The 17581-nt window shown below is 59.9% G+C and carries 19 protein-coding genes; 6 read left to right on the top strand and 13 right to left on the bottom strand.

All coding sequences use genetic code 11. The features are described from left to right. Window positions 1-146: 146 nt before the first annotated feature. Genes BOP93_RS04270 through BOP93_RS04260 form a run of 3 tightly spaced genes read left to right on the top strand, consistent with a single transcriptional unit; the run spans window position 147 to window position 2004 of the window. Complete coding sequence (locus BOP93_RS04270) at window positions 147-518, top strand: septal ring lytic transglycosylase RlpA family protein (RefSeq protein ID WP_065893621.1); 372 nt, start codon at window positions 147-149, stop codon at window positions 516-518. Between the two features lie 26 nt (window positions 519-544). Beyond that, window positions 545-1624: a calcium/sodium antiporter gene (locus BOP93_RS04265; protein ID WP_104501664.1), complete on the top strand. Its 1080-nt coding sequence runs from the start codon at window positions 545-547 to the stop codon at window positions 1622-1624. Further along, entirely contained in the window at window positions 1621-2004 is a 384-nt protein-coding gene (locus tag BOP93_RS04260; protein ID WP_104501663.1) for a carboxymuconolactone decarboxylase family protein, read from the top strand. The genes BOP93_RS04265 and BOP93_RS04260 overlap by 4 nt, the downstream gene beginning before the upstream one ends. Before the next feature lie 3 nt (window positions 2005-2007). Here the strand turns inward: BOP93_RS04260 and BOP93_RS04255 are convergent, their stop codons facing one another. The 5 genes from BOP93_RS04255 to kdgD form a co-directional block, all read right to left on the bottom strand. Next, the gene (locus tag BOP93_RS04255) at window positions 2008-2949 is read right to left on the bottom strand and encodes an AEC family transporter (RefSeq protein WP_104501662.1); all 942 of its coding nucleotides are present in this window, start codon (window positions 2947-2949) and stop codon (window positions 2008-2010) included. A gap of 149 nt (window positions 2950-3098) precedes the next feature. Next, entirely contained in the window at window positions 3099-4652 is a 1554-nt protein-coding gene (gene garD, locus BOP93_RS04250; RefSeq protein ID WP_104501661.1) for a galactarate dehydratase, read from the bottom strand. A gap of 10 nt (window positions 4653-4662) precedes the next feature. Beyond that, a complete protein-coding gene (locus BOP93_RS04245; RefSeq protein WP_104501660.1) occupies window positions 4663-6027 on the bottom strand; it encodes an MFS transporter in 1365 nt (454 codons plus the stop codon). Window positions 6028-6201: 174 nt separating this feature from the next. Then, window positions 6202-7647, bottom strand: coding sequence for an aldehyde dehydrogenase family protein (locus tag BOP93_RS04240; RefSeq protein WP_104501659.1), 1446 nt, complete (start codon window positions 7645-7647; stop codon window positions 6202-6204). A 54-nt stretch (window positions 7648-7701) separates the two neighbouring features. Further along, entirely contained in the window at window positions 7702-8613 is a 912-nt protein-coding gene (kdgD, locus tag BOP93_RS04235) for a 5-dehydro-4-deoxyglucarate dehydratase (protein WP_104501658.1), read from the bottom strand. Between the two features lie 235 nt (window positions 8614-8848). On the opposite strand from kdgD, the gene BOP93_RS04230 reads away from it, so the two are divergent. Both BOP93_RS04230 and BOP93_RS27265 read left to right on the top strand, forming a co-directional pair. Next, complete coding sequence (locus BOP93_RS04230; RefSeq protein ID WP_104501657.1) at window positions 8849-10006, top strand: phospholipase; 1158 nt, start codon at window positions 8849-8851, stop codon at window positions 10004-10006. 185 nt (window positions 10007-10191) lie between these two features. Then, on the top strand, window positions 10192-10386 hold the full coding sequence (locus BOP93_RS27265; protein WP_157943442.1) for a hypothetical protein: 195 nt from the start codon (window positions 10192-10194) through the stop codon (window positions 10384-10386). A gap of 24 nt (window positions 10387-10410) precedes the next feature. Here the strand turns inward: BOP93_RS27265 and BOP93_RS04220 are convergent, their stop codons facing one another. The 8 genes from BOP93_RS04220 to rplM all read right to left on the bottom strand — a co-directional run bounded on the left by BOP93_RS04220 (window position 10411) and on the right by rplM (window position 16206). Next, window positions 10411-11160, bottom strand: coding sequence for a FadR/GntR family transcriptional regulator (locus BOP93_RS04220; protein WP_065951594.1), 750 nt, complete (start codon window positions 11158-11160; stop codon window positions 10411-10413). A 158-nt stretch (window positions 11161-11318) separates the two neighbouring features. Beyond that, window positions 11319-11738 carry a ClpXP protease specificity-enhancing factor gene (locus BOP93_RS04215; RefSeq protein WP_057724541.1) on the bottom strand — a complete coding sequence of 140 codons (420 nt, stop codon included), beginning with the start codon at window positions 11736-11738 and terminating at the stop codon, window positions 11319-11321. 17 nt (window positions 11739-11755) lie between these two features. Next, on the bottom strand, window positions 11756-12373 hold the full coding sequence (locus tag BOP93_RS04210; RefSeq protein ID WP_010213164.1) for a glutathione S-transferase N-terminal domain-containing protein: 618 nt from the start codon (window positions 12371-12373) through the stop codon (window positions 11756-11758). A gap of 147 nt (window positions 12374-12520) precedes the next feature. Then, complete coding sequence (locus tag BOP93_RS04205; RefSeq protein ID WP_104501655.1) at window positions 12521-13300, bottom strand: cytochrome c1; 780 nt, start codon at window positions 13298-13300, stop codon at window positions 12521-12523. Further along, the gene (locus tag BOP93_RS04200) at window positions 13300-14511 is read right to left on the bottom strand and encodes a cytochrome b (RefSeq protein ID WP_003188526.1); all 1212 of its coding nucleotides are present in this window, start codon (window positions 14509-14511) and stop codon (window positions 13300-13302) included. The genes BOP93_RS04205 and BOP93_RS04200 overlap by 1 nt, the downstream gene beginning before the upstream one ends. Next, window positions 14511-15104 (bottom strand): ubiquinol-cytochrome c reductase iron-sulfur subunit, encoded by a 594-nt coding sequence (gene petA / locus BOP93_RS04195; protein WP_065883673.1) that lies wholly within the window; start codon window positions 15102-15104, stop codon window positions 14511-14513. Before petA ends, BOP93_RS04200 begins: the two co-directional genes overlap by 1 nt. Before the next feature lie 266 nt (window positions 15105-15370). After that, the gene (rpsI, locus tag BOP93_RS04190) at window positions 15371-15763 is read right to left on the bottom strand and encodes a 30S ribosomal protein S9 (protein WP_002555064.1); all 393 of its coding nucleotides are present in this window, start codon (window positions 15761-15763) and stop codon (window positions 15371-15373) included. A 14-nt stretch (window positions 15764-15777) separates the two neighbouring features. Continuing rightward, window positions 15778-16206, bottom strand: a complete 429-nt coding sequence (gene rplM / locus BOP93_RS04185) for a 50S ribosomal protein L13 (protein WP_003171742.1) — start codon at window positions 16204-16206, stop codon at window positions 15778-15780. Window positions 16207-16456: 250 nt separating this feature from the next. On the opposite strand from rplM, the gene BOP93_RS04180 reads away from it, so the two are divergent. After that, entirely contained in the window at window positions 16457-17497 is a 1041-nt protein-coding gene (locus tag BOP93_RS04180; RefSeq protein WP_104501654.1) for an NADP(H)-dependent aldo-keto reductase, read from the top strand. The last annotated feature ends 84 nt before the right edge of the window (window positions 17498-17581 follow it).

Here is a 17581-nt window from a genome sequence, read left to right as displayed (position 1 = left end):
CCGAGTGGGATGTCATGCTCGACTCGGACCCATGTGGGAGGGGGCTTGCCCCCGATGAGGGTGTGTCAGTCGGCACATGTATTGACTGCTGCACCGCTATCGGGGGCAAGCCCCCTCCCACATTTGTCAGGGGAATATCCAAAAAAATGAAGCGTCTACTCGGCCTGCTGGCCCTGTCTTCCCTGCTGACCGGTTGCGCCAGCGGCCTCATCGACCCCAATGGCTATGACGAAACCGGCACCGCCTCCTACTACGGCGCCAAGCACCATGGCAAACGCACTGCCAGCGGTGAAGCCTTCAACCAGAACGCCATGACCGCCGCCCATCGGCGCCTGCCCTTCGGCACTCAGGTCAAGGTAACCAATCTCGCCAACAACCGCTCTGTGGTGGTCCGTATCAATGATCGCGGTCCGCATGGCCGCGGGCGCCTGATCGACCTTTCACGCAAGGCCGCCGAGCAACTGCGTATGCTGGGAAGCGGCACCGCACGGGTGCGCGTGCAAGCCCTGAACAACTGATCGAGGCCGCCTTGAGTATTTTCGGATTGAATGCCCTTTCGCCCTGGAGCCTGCTCGAACTGGTCAGCGGCTTGCTGCTGCTGATCGTCGGTGCTGAAATCCTGGTGCGCGCTGCGGTGCGCCTGGCGGCCAGCCTCAAGGTGCGGCCCCTGATCATCGGCCTGAGCATCGTCGCCTTCGGCAGCAGCGCGCCACAGATGGCCGTCAGCCTGCAAGCCACCCTGGCCGGCAACACCGATATCGCCGTGGGCAGTGTGATCGGCAGCAGCATCTTCAATATCCTCGTCACCCTGGGTTTGTCTGCGTTGATCATTCCGTTACGGGTATCACGACAACTGGTGCGCCTGGATATCCCGGTGATGATCGTCGCCGGCCTGTTGGTGTTCATCCTCGCCGCCAATGAGGCCCTGACGCCGTTTGACGGCCTGGTGCTGCTGGTTGCGCTGGTGGCCTACCTCGGCGTGCTGCACTACCAGACGCGTCACTCGCGGCGTCCGCGAACGCTGGCTACCGTGACCCGGGCGCCCTGGCTGAGCAGCGTGCTGTTGATGCTTGGCGGGTTGCTGGTGCTGGTGCTGGCCGGGCACTTGCTGCTGGGTGCGGCCGTCGCGGTGGCGAGCGACCTGGGCTTGTCGGAGCGCATTATCGGCCTGACGTTGATCGGCGTCGGCACCTCGCTGCCTTGCCTGGCCACGTCGCTGATCGCCGCCTTGCGTGGCGAGCGTGAGATTGCCGTGGGCAATGTGATCGGCAGCAACCTGTTCAACCTGCTGGGCGTGCTGGGTTTTACCGCGCTGGTGGCACCGTCGCCGCTGTCGGTCTCGCCCAACGTCCTGGACTTCGACCTGCCGGTCATGCTCGGCGCCATCACCCTGTGCCTGCCGGTGTTCTATACCGGCTACCGCGTCACCCGCGCCGAAGGGCTGGTGTTGCTGGGGCTGTACCTTGCCTATGGGCTGCATGTGATGGCATTTACTACCGGCATGCCGCTGGCCACCCAACTTGAACAATTGATGCTGTTTTACGTCTTGCCGGCGCTGGTGGTGGTGCTGTTGTTCACGTCGCTGCGCGCCTGGCACCGTCAACACAAGAGGGAATCGCAATGACCGGTCAGAAAAAACCAGGGGTTGAAATGCGTCGCCAGGTGATGGGCGATGCATTCGTCGACCGTGCCCTGGCCAATGCCACCGAGTTCAGCCAGCCGCTGCAGGACTTCGTCAATGAACACGCCTGGGGCAGTGTGTGGAATCGCGAGGGCTTGCCGCTCAAGACGCGCAGCCTGATCACCCTCGCCGCCCTGACCGCGCTCAAATGCCCGCAGGAGCTCAAGGGCCATGTGCGCGGCGCGTTGAACAACGGCTGTACGGTTGAAGAGATCCGCGAAGCGCTGCTGCATTGCGCGGTGTATGCCGGCGTACCGGCGGCAATCGATGCGTTTCGTGCGGCGCAGGAGGTGATTGAGGCGTATCAGGCAGACCAGCAGTAGCGGTCAGATCCAGCCGCCCGCCTGCAGCACAAAGATGCCGATGTTCGTGGTTATCGCCGCCATCAAGGTGGTGATCACGATAATCGCCGCCGCCAGCTCATGATTACCCTCGGCCGCCCTGGCCATCACGAAACTCGCCGCCGCCGTCGGCGCGCCGAAGTACAGAAACAGAATCCCCAACTCCGGCCCACGGAACCCCAGCAGCCACGCGCCCAGTGTGGCTATCACCGGCAACCAGACCATCTTCATCAGGCTCGCGCTCAAGGCCATGTTGCCGCTCTTGCGCAGCGCCGCCAGGGACAAGGTGCCGCCGATGCAGATCAGTGCCAGGGGCAGCGTGGTGTCCGCCAGATACCCCAGGGACTTTTCCAGCCAGCCGGGCAGGCCGATCTGGAAGTACGCAAACGGCGCGGCCACGATCACGCTGATGATCAGCGGGTTGGCCACCACACTCTTGAAAATACTCCACGGGTCGGACTTGATCACCGGGCTGTACACCGCCAGCACAATGGTTGAGAGGGTGTTGTAGAACAGGATCACCAACGCCGCAAGAATCGCACCGAGGGAAATACCGTAGTCGCCGTACATGCTGGCGGCCAGCGCCAGCCCGATCACCCCGTTATTGCCGCGAAACGCGCCCTGGGTGTAGATGCCCCGGTCTTCGCGCTTGCAGCGGAAAATCGCCCAGCCCCACGCCATGGCAAAGCTCACCAGCGTGGCCACGGCAAAATAAATCAGCAAACCCGGCTTGAGCGCCGCATGCAGGTCGGCATGCAGGATGCCCAGGAACAGCAGCGCCGGCATGGTGACGTTGAACACCAGGGACGAGGCGGTATGGATAAAGTTGTCGTTGATCCAGTTGATGCGCTTGAGCAGCACACCGAGAAACAGCATGGCGAACACTGGCGCGGTGATGGTCAGGGTGGTGAGAAAGATTGCCAGCATGCCGGGAAGGACCTTGGGGCGTCATTAGGTGGCTAATGATAAGCCATGGAGGCCGTGTCGTCTGGTCTACCGCTATCGGGGGCAAGCCCCCTCCCACACTTGACCGAGTTCGTGGGAGGGGGCTTACCCCCGATGCAGGCGACTCGGTCTCAGGTAATCGGCGCCGGGTTGAACAGCGTGATGTCGTTATGCAACTTGTGCTGCTCCGCCCACGTCTGCTTCCTGCCGCTGGCCACATCCAGGTAGAAGTGAAACAACTCCCAGCCCAGTTCCTCGATGCTCGCGCGCCCGGTGGCGATGCGCCCGGCGTCGATATCGATCAGGTCCGGCCAGCGTTGCGCCAACTCCGTACGGGTCGAGACCTTCACCACCGGCGCCATCGCCAGCCCGTAAGGCGTGCCTCGTCCGGTGGTGAACACATGCAGGTTCATCCCCGCCGCCAGTTGCAAGGTGCCGCATACAAAATCACTGGCCGGGGTTGCGCAAAAAATCAGGCCCTTGGTCTTGAAGCGCTCGCCTGGGCCGAGCACGCCGTTGATCGCGCTGCTGCCGGACTTGACGATGGAGCCCAGGGACTTTTCGACGATATTCGACAGCCCGCCCTTCTTGTTGCCCGGCGTGGTATTGGCGCTGCGATCCGCCTCGCCCTTGGCCAGGTAACGGTCGTACCAGTCCATTTCACGCACCAACTCCTCGGCAACTTCCTTCGTCTCTGCGCGAGAAGTCAGCAGGTAGATGGCATCGCGGACTTCGGTGACTTCCGAAAACATCACCGTCGCCCCGGCCCGCAGCAGCAGGTCGGATGCATAACCCAGCGCCGGGTTGGCGGTGATGCCTGAAAACGCATCACTGCCGCCGCATTGCATGCCCAGGATCAGCTCGGACGCCGGCACCGTTTCGCGGCGGCGCTGGTCGAGCTTTTTCAAGCGGACTTCGGCCAGCGCCATGATCTGCTCGATCATCTCGGTAAAGCCGTGGCTGGAATCCTGCAACCGGTACAGCCAGGGCTCGCTCAGGTCGACGGAGCTGTCGTTGTCGTGCATCACTTGCCCGGCCTGCAACTTCTCGCAGCCCAGGCTGATCACCAGGGCTTCGCCGCCCAGGTTCGGGTTGCGCGCCAGGTTGCGCACGGTACGGATCGGAATGTAGGCATCCGTGGCCGTGATCGCCACTCCGCAGCCGTAGCTGTGGGTCAGCGCCACCACATCATCGACATGCGGGTACCTGGGCAGCAATTCATCCTTGATGCGCTGGACGGCATGGTCCAGCACGCCGGTCACGCACTGCACGGTGGTGGTAATGCCCAGGATATTGCGCGTGCCCACGGTGCCATCGGCGTTGCGATAGCCCTCGAAGGTGAACCCCTCCAGCGGCGCCTGGGTTTCAGGTACGTCGGTGGACAGCGGCAGGCTGTCCAGCGGCGGCGCGGTGGGCATGCGCAACTGGTCTTCCTGCACCCAGCTGCCACGCGGGATCGGCGCCAGGGCATAGCCGATCGTCTGGCCGTAGCGAATGATCCGGCCGCCTTCGGGGATATCTTCCAGGGTCACTTTGTGGCTCTGCGGGATGAAGTCCACGGTGACCAGGCCGTCCGGGAACTCGGTCCCGGCCGGCACGCCCTGGTCGTTCACCACGATCACCACATTGTCGCGCTCGTGCAGGCGAATCGAGCGCGGCGAGTCGGCATGTTCAATCAACTGCATCACATGAACCTCAGGAATGCGCTTGGGAAAGGTGGGTCAACTCAGGGCCTTTGCTTGGCGGGTCCTTGAGCACCACGCGCTTGATCGGGCCGACAATCACCAGGTAGCTGAACACCGCCACCAGCGCGTTGGCGCCGACGAACACCAGGGCCCATTTGAACGAGCCGGTGGTGCTGATGATGTAGCCGATGACAATCGGCGTGGTGATGGAGGCCAGGTTACCGAAGGTATTGAACAAGCCACCACTGAGGCCGGCGATTTGTTTCGGCGAGGAGTCGGACACCACCGCCCAGCCCAGTGCGCCAACACCCTTGCCGAAGAAGGCCAGCGCCATGAAGCCCACCACCATCCACTCAACATCGACATAGTTGCACGCGATGATGCTGCTGGACACCAGCAGCCCGGCAATGATCGGCGCCTTGCGGGCGAACGTCAGGGAATGGCCCTTGCGCAGCAGATAATCGGAAATCACCCCGCCCAGCACGCCGCCGATAAAGCCGCAGATCGCCGGCAGCGAGGCAATGAAACCGGCCTTGAGGATGGTCATGCCACGGTCCTGCACCAGGTACACGGGGAACCAGGTCAGGAAGAAGTAGGTGATGCCGTTGATGCAGTATTGGCCCAGGTACACACCCAGCATCATGCGGTTGGTCAGCAACTGGCGGATGTAATCCCACTTCGGTCCATCGGTTTTCTTGCCCTGACCCTTGTCCTGGTCCATATCCACCATGGCGCCATTGGCGGCAATATGATTGAGCTCCGCTTCGTTGATCATCGGGTGCTGGCGCGGACTGTGGATAACTTTCAGCCAGATCAGCGAGAACACAATGCCAATCACGCCCATCACGATAAACACATGCTGCCAGCCGAAGCGATAAACGATCCAGCCCATCAGCGGTGCGAACAACAAGGTAGCGAAGTACTGCGCCGAGTTGAAAATCGCCGACGCCGTACCGCGCTCGGCCGTGGGGAACCAGGCCGCCACAATCCGTGCGTTGCCGGGGAAGGATGGCGCTTCGGCCAGGCCCACCATAAAGCGCAGCATGAACAGCGCAACCACGGCGGTCGAGACACCGAACTCACCGACGTAGCCTTGCAGCACGGTGAACAGTGACCAGGTAAAGATGCTCAGGGCGTAGACTTTTTTCGAACCGAACCGGTCGAGCAGCCAGCCACCGGGGATTTGCCCGGCAACATAGGCCCAACCGAATGCAGAGAAGATGTAGCCGAGGGTGACCGCGTCGATGCCGAGGTCTTTTTGCAGGCTGGAACCGGCGATGGCGATAGTTGCACGGTCGGCGTAATTGATCGTGGTCACCAGAAACAGCATGAGCAGGATCAAATAGCGGACGTGAGTCGGCTTGGTCGCTTGCATGTAGAAGTACTCCCACTAATTATTTTTTTTGCGGGTAATGGTTATGTCTTACTGGTGCAGCCCCTGTAGGAGCGAGCTCGCTCGCGAAAAACTCACAGGCACCGCGAGCATCCTGAATGCCCCGTAATCGTTGACGTTTTTCGCGAGCAAGCTCGCTCCTACAGTGAACGGGTGCTACGAACCGATATAGCTGGTTTTTACGACGGTGTAGAACTCTTGCGCATAGCGACCCTGCTCACGCGAACCGTAGGACGACCCCTTACGGCCACCGAACGGAACGTGATAGTCCACCCCGGCTGTCGGCAGGTTGACCATCACCATCCCGGCCTGGGAATGGCGCTTGAAGTGGTTGGCATATTTCAGCGACGTGGTAGCGATACCTGCCGAGAGACCGAACTCGGTGTCGTTGGCCATGGCCAGCGCCGCCTCGTAGTCGGCCACCCGCACCACGTTGGCCACCGGGCCGAAAATCTCTTCACGGCTGATGCGCATGGCCGCTTCGCTGTCGGCAAACAGCGTCGGCGCCAGGTAGTAGCCTTCGGTGTCGCAGGTCACCAAGCCGCCGCCGCTGACCAGCCGCGCGCCTTCGCTCTGGCCGATGTCGATGTACTTCATGTCCTGATCCAACTGAGCCTGGGAAACCACCGGGCCAATGTCGGTACCGCTGTGGAGCGCGTGGCCGACCTTGATCGACTTCATGCGCTCGGCCATGGCCGCGACGAACTGGTCATGGATGCCGGCGGTGACGATCAGGCGGCTGGAAGCGGTACAACGCTGGCCGGTCGAGTAGAACGCGCTCTGCACCGACAGCTCGACGGCCTGCTTGAGGTCGGCGTCGTCGAGAATGATCTGCGGGTTCTTGCCACCCATTTCCAACTGCACCTTGGCCTGGCGCGCTACGCAACTGACGGCGATCTGACGGCCCACACCGACGGAACCGGTAAAGCTGATGCCATCAACCTTCGGGCTGTTGACCAGCACATCGCCCACCACGCGGCCGCTGCCCATCACCAGGTTGAACACACCGGCCGGGAAGCCGGCGCGGGAAATGATGTCGGCCAGTGCCCAGGCACAGCCGGGTACCAGCTCGGCCGGCTTGATCACCACGCAGTTGCCGTAGGCCAGGGCCGGGGCGATTTTCCAGGCCGGGATGGCGATCGGGAAGTTCCACGGCGTGATCAAGCCGACCACGCCAAGGGCTTCGCGGGTGACTTCAACGTTGACGCCGGGGCGCACCGACGGCACATAGTCGCCAGACAGGCGCAGGCATTCACCGGCGAAGAATTTAAAGATGTTACCGGCGCGGGTCACTTCGCCGATGGCTTCGGGCAGGGTCTTGCCCTCTTCCCTGGCCAGCAGCGTGCCCAGCTCTTCGCGGCGGGCGAGGATTTCGCTGCCGACTTTATCCAGCGCGTCGTGGCGCGCCTGGATACCCGAGGTGGACCAGGCCGGAAACGCGGCGCGGGCGGCATCGATAGCGGCGTTGACCTGGGCGACGTCAGCCTTGGCGTATTCGCCGATCACATCGGAAAGATCCGACGGGTTGATATTGGTGCAGTAGTCGGCGCTGGTTACCCATTCACCATTGATGTAGTTGTCAAAACGCTTTGCTTGGGACACGAATCTTCTCCTGACGCAAAAGGCCGCTGATCTCTCAGCGGCCTTGTTGATAAGTTATTGCGCGCCTTGCTTGTCGATCAGCGCGGCCAGGGCTTCGTATTCTTCCGGCAGCAGATCGGTCAGCGGCGTGCGCACTGGGCCTGCGTCGTAGCCGGCGATTTTCGCACCGGCCTTGACGATGCTCACGGCATAACCGGCCTTGCGGTTACGGATGTCGAGATAAGGCAGGAAGAAATCGTCGATGATCTTGGAGACGGTGGCGTGATCATCCTTGGCAATCGCGTGGTAGAAATCCATTGCGGTTTTGGGAATGAAGTTGAACACCGCCGAGGAGTACACCGGCACGCCCAGGGCCTTGTAGGCAGCAGCGTAAACCTCTGCAGTCGGCAGGCCGCCGAGGTAGCTGAAACGATCGCCGAGACGACGGCGGATCGACACCATCAACTCGATGTCACCCAGGCCATCCTTGTAGCCGATCAGGTTCGGGCAGCGCTCGGCCAGGCGTTCCAGCAGCGGCGCGGTCAGCCGACACACGTTGCGGTTGTACACCACCACGCCGATCTTGACCGACTTGCACACTGCTTCAACGTGGGCGGCAACCCCGTCCTGGCTGGCTTCAGTCAGGTAGTGCGGCAACAACAGCAAGCCCTTGGCGCCCAGGCGCTCGGCTTCTTGAGCGTACTCGATGGCTTGGCGGGTCGCGCCACCGACACCGGCAAGAATCGGCACGCTGGTGGCGCAGGTATCAACAGCGGTCTTCACCACTTGGGAATATTCGCTGGCGGCCAGGGAGAAAAACTCACCGGTGCCGCCTGCGGCGAACAGCGCAGTGGCGCCGTACGGGGCCAGCCATTCCAGGCGCTTGATATAGCCCGCCTGGTGAAAGTCACCCTGGGCATTGAAATCGGTCACCGGAAAGGACAGCAGACCGTGGGAGAGGATGGACTTCAGTTCTTGTGGATTCATTATTCGAACACCCTGGGCGAAGACTTTCTGAGGAAAGCGTTGTTGTTGGTTTAAATGATGTCGTACGTCATCGTACAACTATAAATAGATTCGTCAACTGCAATTCATCAGCGCTCATCTCACGCTCGCCGTTGGGACAGGTTTCTTGACGTAGGAGATTTCCCGCCTATGATTTTTTTTGCTGTGTATACATACAGCAAAAAGGAAGATTCCTACGACATAGCAAGGAGCTAACATGTCAGGTCTTGAATACGCCGCACCGGCACAAAAGCCCCCTACCCTGCGCTTCGAAGGCGCAGAACACGGCGCCATCGGCGACGATACGCTGTTGCGTTTTGCCAAGGACGCCGCAGCGATGCCTGCACGCGAAGTGCAGCTGCATTTGCCTAACGGACTGGCGCTGACCTATGGCCAAGTGATTGCCCTGGGTGGCGACTTCTATGGGATTCCCGGCCAACCTATCAGCGATGGCGCCTCCCCTGCCGACCGTGCACAACGCTTCATCGCAGCCTTTAATTCACTGGCAGTCCTGCCTGCTTCGCGGGAAGAAGCCGGCAAGATCCTGGCGGTGATGCAAAAAGAGATCAGCGCGGTAAAACAGGCGATAAAGGACGGCAAGCAACCCCATGAAGCCTATGACGCCCTGGGTGATATGTTGTCCGAGGAGTGGAACCGTATCACCGGTGGCGGCAGCGCCATCTCTGCCCTGATCCCACTGGGACGCTACCTGAAACTGGCGGCGGACAATGCCGACCATTTTGGCGAATGGGCATTGTCGGCCTACCTGGCCGGGCATACGGCGGCACTGCAACAAGCAGTGGTTGCGCATCAGAGCGGCACCGACCAGGCGTTGGAATTGGCGTACGCCATGAACGGCTTTGCCGACCACTTCCTCACCGACCTGTTTTCCGCCGGCCACCTGCGCGTCCCACGCAAGCAACTGGCGGCGGTGGTCACGCCTGGAGAGCTGGGATCGCTGATCAGCCGCTTCATGCATGACGAAGACAGCAAGTTCGGCCTCAAGGTGCGTAATGCCGTGGGGGATCAGTGGCACGCGTTTGGGGATAAACGCTATTTCGACGCTGTTGATGCGGACAATCGGGTGCAGGTCAAACGTGCGGTGCAGGCTTCGGCGGATGAAATTTTCGAGACGTTCATCAGCGGTGTCGCGCCCGCTCCGGCCAGCTTCAAGGCGCCGTTGTCTGTTCCGGATCTGAACGCTGTGCAGAACCCGGCCAATAACTTCTCGCCGTTGTTCAAGATGGAAGGGGACAAGGTACTGCGCCGTAAAGATGTGAATGACCTGAACGACAAGCGGTGGACGAAGGATTGGTGGGGGTGGAGTACGTATTTGTTGCTCAAGGATTACAAGCCGAATAACCCGCAGTCTTGAGATAACCGTAGCCCATGCATGCAATCGCATGCATGGGCCCGTTCGTCGACACTGTTAATTCTGACAGTATCGCAGTGAGCCAACGGCCGTTAGTTTGCATTAGACCGCCGGGGCTCTCTCAGCAGCAACAAGCAATGCAGTCACCTCGGAGGTCGCAACTCATCCTGAAATTAATGAGGCTTATCATGGCTACTAAAAAGTGCACCTTCAAATCCCGCTCCAACAAATCCAAAGCTGCCACTCATGACTTTGACGTCGCCCTTCTGCCCAACATCGGAGATACCATTGAACTTGAGGGTGATCCGGCTCAGGAGGTCATAGCCAAAAACTTCGTAATCATCGGCGGCGACGTTGTGCAAATCGACTTCACCTTCGCCTGAACGAGTTAATCGCTGTTACCAGAATTACCCCCGCTGCGCCTCCGCCTCTTCATGGGCATGGCGCAGCCTCTCCCGACTATTGGTCAAATGCAACCGCATGGCCGCCCGCGCCGCGTCCGAATCCTGACGCGCGATCGCCTCGTAAATCTCTTCATGCTCACGACTCAGGCGCCCCATGTAGTGCTGCTGGTCATCATGGGCCAGGCGCGCCGAATTCAGGCGGGTACGCGGAATGATGCTGGTGCCCAGATGGGTCATGATGTCAGTGAAGTAGCGGTTGCCGGTGGACAGCGCAATTTCCAGGTGGAACGCGAAGTCTGACGCCACCGCATCACCTGCATGGGCCGCGCTTTCATTCAACGCATCGAGGGCGGCACGCATCGCCGCCAGTTGCTCGTCGCTGCGGCGCAAGGCAGCCAGGCCTGCGGACTCCACTTCCAGGCTGATGCGCAGTTCGAGAATCGCCAACACATCGCGCAGCGTTACCACGGTGGCCGGGTCGATGCGAAAACCGCTCGGGCTTGGCGTGTCCAATACGAACGTACCGATACCGTGCCGCGTCTCTACTTGCCCCGCCGCCTGCAAGCGCGAAATTGCTTCGCGCACTACGGTACGGCTGACGCCATGGGCCTCCATGATCGCCGACTCGGTGGGCAGCTTGTCGCCACGCTTGAGCTGGCCGTCGCGGATCTGCTCGGACAACACCGTGACCAATTCCTGGGCAAGGCTGCGACGCTTGCGGGGAAGACGTGGGACGGCGTTGGCGTTTTCCATGATGAGTCATCTTTCTCGGTGAACTGAAGACGCATCATAGCCCATGGCGGTTGTACGATCACCGTTCCTGTCGCGACTTTCATGCCTGTGCGGCAGGCAAAAAAATGCCCCGGCAACCGCCGAGGCATTTTTCAGGCTCGCCCGAAGGCAGCAGCCGCTTACTTCACCACTTTCAAGCTCGGCCGGCCAGTGGGGCGCGGTGGCTCGTTATCCGGTGGCGGTACATCATCGCCGTCTTGCCCTTCGATCGTTTCGTCGTCCTCGAAAGGCGACTCCAGATCAAACACCATGCCTTGGCCGTTTTCACGGGCATAAATCCCAAGGATGGCGCCGATCGGCACGAACAGCGTATGCGGCACGCCGCCAAAACGCCCTTCGAAACTGACCGCCTCGTTGTCCATGTGCAGGTGGCGCACGGCACTGGGCGATACGTTCAATACAATCTGTCCGTCACTGGCAAAACCCTGCGGAACCTGCACCGCAGGAAATTCGGAGTTGACCAGCATGTGCGGGGTGCAATCATTGTCCACAATCCACTCATAGAGCGCGCGGACCAAATAAGGTCGACTGGAGTTCATCAGCGGCTCCTTAAGCCTTAGCGCATATCGCGTTCGACGCCAGACAGACTCGCCTGGAAAGCCTCACGCGCAAATTGGCGCTCCATGTAATCAAGCAACGGCTTGGCCGGCCGTGGCAGTTCAATGCCCAGAATCGGCAAGCGCCAGAGTATGGGTAATAGGCAGCAATCGACCAAACTTTGTTCCTCACTGAGGAAAAAAGGTTTATCGGCGAACAACGGCGAAACGCCGGTCAGGCTTTCGCGCAATTCCTTACGTGCCTGTACGCGCGCGGCCTCTTTACTGCGGGTATCGAGAATCACATCCACCAGCCCGCACCAGTCACGCTGGATCCGATGGATCAGCAGGCGGCTGTTGGCACGTGCCACCGGGTACACCGGCAGCAAAGGCGGATGCGGGTAACGCTCATCCAGGTATTCCATCACCACGGTTGACTCCCACAACGCCAGGTCACGATCAACCAGGGTGGGCAAGCTGCCGTAAGGGTTCACTTCGATCAGCTTCGGCGGCTGACGGCCCGCTTCCACACTGATGATCTCGGCGCTGACACCCTTCTCTGCGAGCACGATGCGTACTCGGTGGGAATAGTGGTCGGCGGGGTCGGAGTAACAGGCCAACCGGTTGGTCACGCCCATGGCGGTCCTCCTCGCTTGTTGAAATTATCGAAAGCTCAAAAACGAGCGCGCCCAGAGAGCATCTCTGTAACGTCCGGTGAAACCGGCGCTACGTGTTCAGAGATGCCGCTGGGCGCGCAAGATTAACAGCAATTGCTTACGGTTGGATCAATGCACATCCTTCCAGTACTCGCGTTTGAGCAGATAGGCGAATACGAAGAAGAAAGCCAGGTACAGCAAGACGTACGTACCGATGCGCTGGTGCTGCAGTTTGACCGGGTTGGCCGAGTAGGCCAGGAAGGTCACCAGGTTCTTGACCTTCTCGTCGAACTGCTCTTCGTTCAGCGTACCGGTCTTGGGCACGATGGTCAGTTGATCACACGCTTCATGGGTCAGCGGCGTGCCGGTCAACGGATCATATTGCTTCTTGCCGTCTTCAACGACCTGAACCTGCTTGCATCCTACCACCTGGCGACCCTGCAGGCCGACCAGAACGTTAGGCATGCCGACGTTCGGGAACACTTTGTTGTTCACGCCCCACGGGCGGGCCGGGTCTTCGTAGAAGGATTTGAGGTAGCCGTAGAGCCAGTCGGTGCCTCGCACCCGCGCCACCAGGGTCAGGTCCGGCGGTGCCGCACCGAACCAGGCCTTGGCGTCCGCTGGCTTCATGCCGATGTTCATGTGGTCGCCGATCTTGGCCCCCGTGAACACCAGCTTTTCCAGCATCAGCTCATGGGGGATGCCCAGGTCGTCGGCCACCCGTTCGTAGCGCTGAAACTTGGCGCTGTGGCAGCCCATGCAGTAGTTGGCGAACGTGCGCGCACCGTCCTGCAGAGCGGCCTTATCGGAGACGTCGATGTCGACCTTTTCCAGCTGCGCGCCATGCTCGGCGGCCAGAGACAGGAGCGGCAGTGCCGCAAGCACTAATGCAACGAATAATTTTTTCATCAGCCAGTCACCCTTTCCGGAACCGGTTTGGTCTTCTCGAGCCGGGTGTAGAACGGCATCAGAATGAAGTAGGCGAAGTACAGGAAGGTGCAGACCTGCGACAGCAACGTGCGCTCAGGGGTCGGCGCCAGTACGCCCAGCACACCCAGGATCACGAACGAAATGCAGAACACCCACAGCCAGATCTTGCTCAGCCAACCTTTGTAGCGCATCGACTTGACCGGGCTGCGGTCGAGCCACGGCAGCACGAACAGCACCGCAATCGCCGCGCCCATGGCGATGACGCCCATGAGTTTGTCGGGAATCGCACGCAAGATGGCGTAGAACGGCGTGAAGTACCAGACCGGGGCAATATGCTCAGGAGTCTTGAATGCGTTGGCCTGTTCGAAGTTGGGCTTCTCCAGGAAATACCCGCCCATCTCCGGGAAAAAGAACACGATCGAACAGAATACGAACAGGAACACGACCACGCCGACAATGTCTTTTACGGTGTAGTACGGGTGGAATGGAATGCCGTCCAGCGGGATGCCGTTCTCGTCCTTGTGCTTCTTGATATCCACGCCATCCGGGTTGTTGGAGCCGACTTCATGCAGCGCCAGGATGTGCAATACCACCAGGCCCAGGATCACGATCGGCAAGGCCACCACGTGCAAGGCGAAGAAGCGGTTCAGGGTGATGCCCGAGATCAGGTAGTCGCCGCGAATCCACTGGGTCAGGTCGTTGCCAATCACCGGGATGGCACCGAACAGCGAGATGATCACCTGGGCGCCCCAGTACGACATCTGGCCCCATGGCAACAGGTAGCCCATGAAGGCTTCGGCCATCAGCGCCAGGTAGATCAGCATGCCGAACACCCACACCAGCTCGCGGGGTTTCTGGTACGAACCGTAGAGCAGGCCACGGAACATGTGCAGGTAGACGACGATAAAGAACGCCGATGCGCCGGTAGAGTGCAGCAGGCGCAGGATCGAGCCGTACTCGACGTCACGCATGATGTACTCGACAGAGGCAAACGCCTCTTCCGCCGAAGGCGTATAGCTCATCGTCAGCCAGACACCGGTGACGATCTGGTTGACCAGCACCAGCAGTGCCAGGGAGCCGAAGAAGTAGAAGAAGTTGAAGTTTTTTGGCGCGTAATATTTGCTGAGATGGTCTTCCCACATTTTGGTGGCGGGGAAGCGCGCGTCCACCCAATCCATGAACTTGCTCATCACGCGTTCTCCTTATCGAGGCCAATGACAATAAGGTCGTCAGTTTCGTAGGTGTGCGGAGGAACCGGCAGGTTCAAGGGTGCAGGCTGGGACTTGTAGACACGGCCGGCGAGGTCGTAATGGGAACCGTGGCAGGGGCAGAAGTAACCGCCAACCCAGTCCTTGCCCAAGTCAGCGGGTGCGACTTCCGGGCGAAACGTAGGCGAGCAACCCAGGTGGGTACACAAACCCACCAGCAGCAGGATCTCCGGCTTGATCGAACGTGCTTCGTTCTTGGCGTAGGCGGGCTGGTCGGATTTCTCGGATTGGGGGTCAGACAACTGGCCTTCAATCTTCTTGAGATTCCCCAGGATTTCCTCGGTACGACGAACAATGAAGACCGGCTGGCCGCGCCATTCAGCAATCATCTGCTGCCCTGGCTCGATCTTGCTGACATTCACCTTCACCGGTGCACCTGCGGCTTTCGCCTTGGCACTGGGAAACCATGACCCCACGAACGGGACCGCAGCCCCCACCGCTCCTGCAGCACCCACCACGGATGTGGCTGCTACGAGGAAGCGACGCCGGCCTGCATTCACGCCGTCATTGCTCATTCAGTCCTCTCCCATCAGCTTTTTGGCCTGTTAAATCAGGCGTCTACTAAGTGTTGAATCTTTACTTATAAAAATTTTGACGGATGGTAATGAAAAGCCCCACGTATGACAAGGGAATTACCCGGAGCTCCACCCCCAGGCCTTGTAGTATAGGGGGTCTACGGATGTGGCAAGTTGTCACGGCGAAAAATCTGCATAAATCCCAGGCAATAAAAAACGCCCAGCTCCGTGAGGAGGCTGGGCGTTTTTGTGGAACGTAAAGCGAATTAACGCTTCGAGTACTGCGGACGCTTACGCGCTTTACGCAGACCGACTTTCTTACGTTCAACTTCACGAGCATCGCGAGTTACGAAGCCAGCTTTGCGCAGAGCGCCACGCAGGGTTTCGTCGTACTGCATCAGAGCGCGAGTGATACCGTGGCGGATTGCGCCAGCTTGACCACTTACACCGCCACCGATAACGGTGACGTAGATGTCGAACTTTTCAACGGTCTCGGTCAATTCCAGCGGCTGACGAACTACCATGCGGGCAGTTTCGCGGCCGAAGAAGTTGTCCAGGGAGCGGTTGTTGATCGAGATGTTACCAGTGCCCGGACGCAGGAAAACGCGTGCGGTTGCGGTTTTGCGACGGCCAGTGCCGTAATTTTGAGTCGCCGACATAATGAACTATTCCGTTAAAACTTCAGTTCTTGGGGCTGCTGAGCAGCATGAGGGTGTACAGCGCCCGCATAGACTTTCAGCTTGCGAAACATATCGCGACCCAGTGGGCCCTTAGGCAGCATGCCTTTGACCGCGATTTCGATCGGGGCTTCAGGCTTCTTGGAGATCAGGCCTTCAAAGTTGGAAGACTTGATACCGCCTGGGAAACCGGAGTGACGGTAGTACATTTTGTCTTGCGCTTTGTTGCCGGTAACACGTACCTGCTCAGCGTTGATGATGACAATGTAGTCACCGGTATCAACGTGCGGGGTGTATTCAGGCTTGTGCTTGCCACGCAGACGGCTGGCGACTTCAGTGGCCAGACGACCCAGGGTCTGACCAGCGGCGTCGACGACAAACCAGTCGCGCTGAACTGTTTCCGGTTTTGCAGTAAAAGTTGTCATTCTTTAATAGCCTCAGGGGCCGCCCTGTAAATTAGACGGCGGATCTTACTGAATAGTGCGTACTTTGACAAGGTCAAAGGCAGCCGGATACAGACGCTATCGGGGGCTCGGGTCAGCGCGTCCGTTCAACGGCAAGATTCTTCGGCAGGCGGCGCATCACTTCCACTGCAGAAAGAGGTGGGCAATTATGCAGATTGCGAAAAAAAATTCAACCTGCTTTTATGATTGTTTTCCCCTGAAGGAGTACCCGATGGATTATCGACAGCTGGGCCGGACTGATCTGAACGTAAGCGCGATCGCCCTGGGCACCATGACCTGGGGTGAGCAGAACAGCGAGGCAGAGGCCTTCGCCCAGATCGAACGGGCCAAAGCGGCGGGCATCAACTTCCTCGATACGGCGGAAATGTACCCGGTACCGCCCAGGGCCGATACCTATGCCACGACCGAGCGTTATATCGGCAATTACTTCAAGAGCCGTGGCGACCGCGCCGACTGGATCCTCGCCAGCAAGATCGCCGGCCCCGGCAACACCATCGATTACATCCGCGACGGCCACCTGCGCCATAACCGCAAGCACATTGTCGAGGCGCTCGACGCCAGCCTCAAACGCCTGCAGACCGACTGGATCGACCTCTACCAACTGCACTGGCCGGAGCGCAGCACCAACTTCTTCGGTCAATTGAGCTACAAGCACAAGGACGAAGACGACCTCACCCCGCTGGAGGAAACCCTCGAAGCGCTGGATGAGCAGGTCAAGGCCGGCAAGATCCGCCACATCGGCCTGTCCAACGAAACGCCGTGGGGCACCATGAAATTCCTTGCCCTGGCCGAAGCCCGCGGCTGGAGCCGTGCGGTGTCGATCCAGAACCCCTACAACCTGCTCAACCGCAGCTTTGAAGTGGGCCTGGCGGAAATCGCGATTCGCGAACAATGCGGCTTGCTGGCCTACTCGCCCCTGGCGTTCGGCATGCTCAGCGGCAAGTACGAGGGCGGCGCGCGTCCGGCCAAGGCGCGCCTGACGGAGTACAGCCGTTTCAGTCGGTATTTCAATCCGCAGTCGGAAGCGGCGTGCAGCCGTTATGTGGCATTGGCGCGGGAACATGGCCTGGACCCGGCGCAGATGGCGTTGGCGTTTGTGACGCAACAGCCGTTTGTGACCAGCAATATTATCGGTGCAACGAGCCTTGAGCAGTTGGATAGCAACATTGCCAGTGCCGATTTGAAACTGTCCAAGGAAGTGCTGGAGGGGATTGAGGCGATTCAGAAGGATCATCCGAATCCGGCGCCCTGATTGATCTTCAGGCCGCCATCGGGGGCAAGCCCCCTCCCACACTTGACCCTGTTCACAGATCAAAATGTGTGGGAGGGAGCTTGC

The organism is Pseudomonas orientalis, from assembly GCF_002934065.1.
In the GTDB taxonomy this organism is placed as follows: Bacteria; Pseudomonadota; Gammaproteobacteria; order Pseudomonadales; family Pseudomonadaceae; genus Aquipseudomonas; species Aquipseudomonas orientalis_A.
This window is presented reverse-complemented; position numbering and strand designations above follow the sequence as displayed.

Excerpts from the sequence above, each read along its gene's own strand:
- BOP93_RS04270 (WP_065893621.1), top strand. The coding sequence starts at position 147 with ATGAAGCGTCTACTCGGCCTGCTGGCCCTGTCTTCCCTGCTGACCGGT.
- BOP93_RS04260 (WP_104501663.1), top strand. The coding sequence starts at position 1,621 with ATGACCGGTCAGAAAAAACCAGGGGTTGAAATGCGTCGCCAGGTGATG.
- BOP93_RS04255 (WP_104501662.1), bottom strand. The coding sequence starts at position 2,949 with ATGCTGGCAATCTTTCTCACCACCCTGACCATCACCGCGCCAGTGTTC.
- garD (WP_104501661.1), bottom strand. The coding sequence starts at position 4,652 with ATGCAGTTGATTGAACATGCCGACTCGCCGCGCTCGATTCGCCTGCAC.
- BOP93_RS04245 (WP_104501660.1), bottom strand. The coding sequence starts at position 6,027 with ATGCAAGCGACCAAGCCGACTCACGTCCGCTATTTGATCCTGCTCATG.
- kdgD (WP_104501658.1), bottom strand. The coding sequence starts at position 8,613 with ATGAATCCACAAGAACTGAAGTCCATCCTCTCCCACGGTCTGCTGTCC.
- BOP93_RS04230 (WP_104501657.1), top strand. The coding sequence starts at position 8,849 with ATGTCAGGTCTTGAATACGCCGCACCGGCACAAAAGCCCCCTACCCTG.
- BOP93_RS27265 (WP_157943442.1), top strand. The coding sequence starts at position 10,192 with ATGGCTACTAAAAAGTGCACCTTCAAATCCCGCTCCAACAAATCCAAA.
- BOP93_RS04220 (WP_065951594.1), bottom strand. The coding sequence starts at position 11,160 with ATGGAAAACGCCAACGCCGTCCCACGTCTTCCCCGCAAGCGTCGCAGC.
- BOP93_RS04215 (WP_057724541.1), bottom strand. The coding sequence starts at position 11,738 with ATGAACTCCAGTCGACCTTATTTGGTCCGCGCGCTCTATGAGTGGATT.
- BOP93_RS04210 (WP_010213164.1), bottom strand. The coding sequence starts at position 12,373 with ATGGGCGTGACCAACCGGTTGGCCTGTTACTCCGACCCCGCCGACCAC.
- BOP93_RS04205 (WP_104501655.1), bottom strand. The coding sequence starts at position 13,300 with ATGAAAAAATTATTCGTTGCATTAGTGCTTGCGGCACTGCCGCTCCTG.
- BOP93_RS04200 (WP_003188526.1), bottom strand. The coding sequence starts at position 14,511 with ATGAGCAAGTTCATGGATTGGGTGGACGCGCGCTTCCCCGCCACCAAA.
- petA (WP_065883673.1), bottom strand. The coding sequence starts at position 15,104 with ATGAGCAATGACGGCGTGAATGCAGGCCGGCGTCGCTTCCTCGTAGCA.
- rpsI (WP_002555064.1), bottom strand. The coding sequence starts at position 15,763 with ATGTCGGCGACTCAAAATTACGGCACTGGCCGTCGCAAAACCGCAACC.
- rplM (WP_003171742.1), bottom strand. The coding sequence starts at position 16,206 with ATGACAACTTTTACTGCAAAACCGGAAACAGTTCAGCGCGACTGGTTT.
- BOP93_RS04180 (WP_104501654.1), top strand. The coding sequence starts at position 16,457 with ATGGATTATCGACAGCTGGGCCGGACTGATCTGAACGTAAGCGCGATC.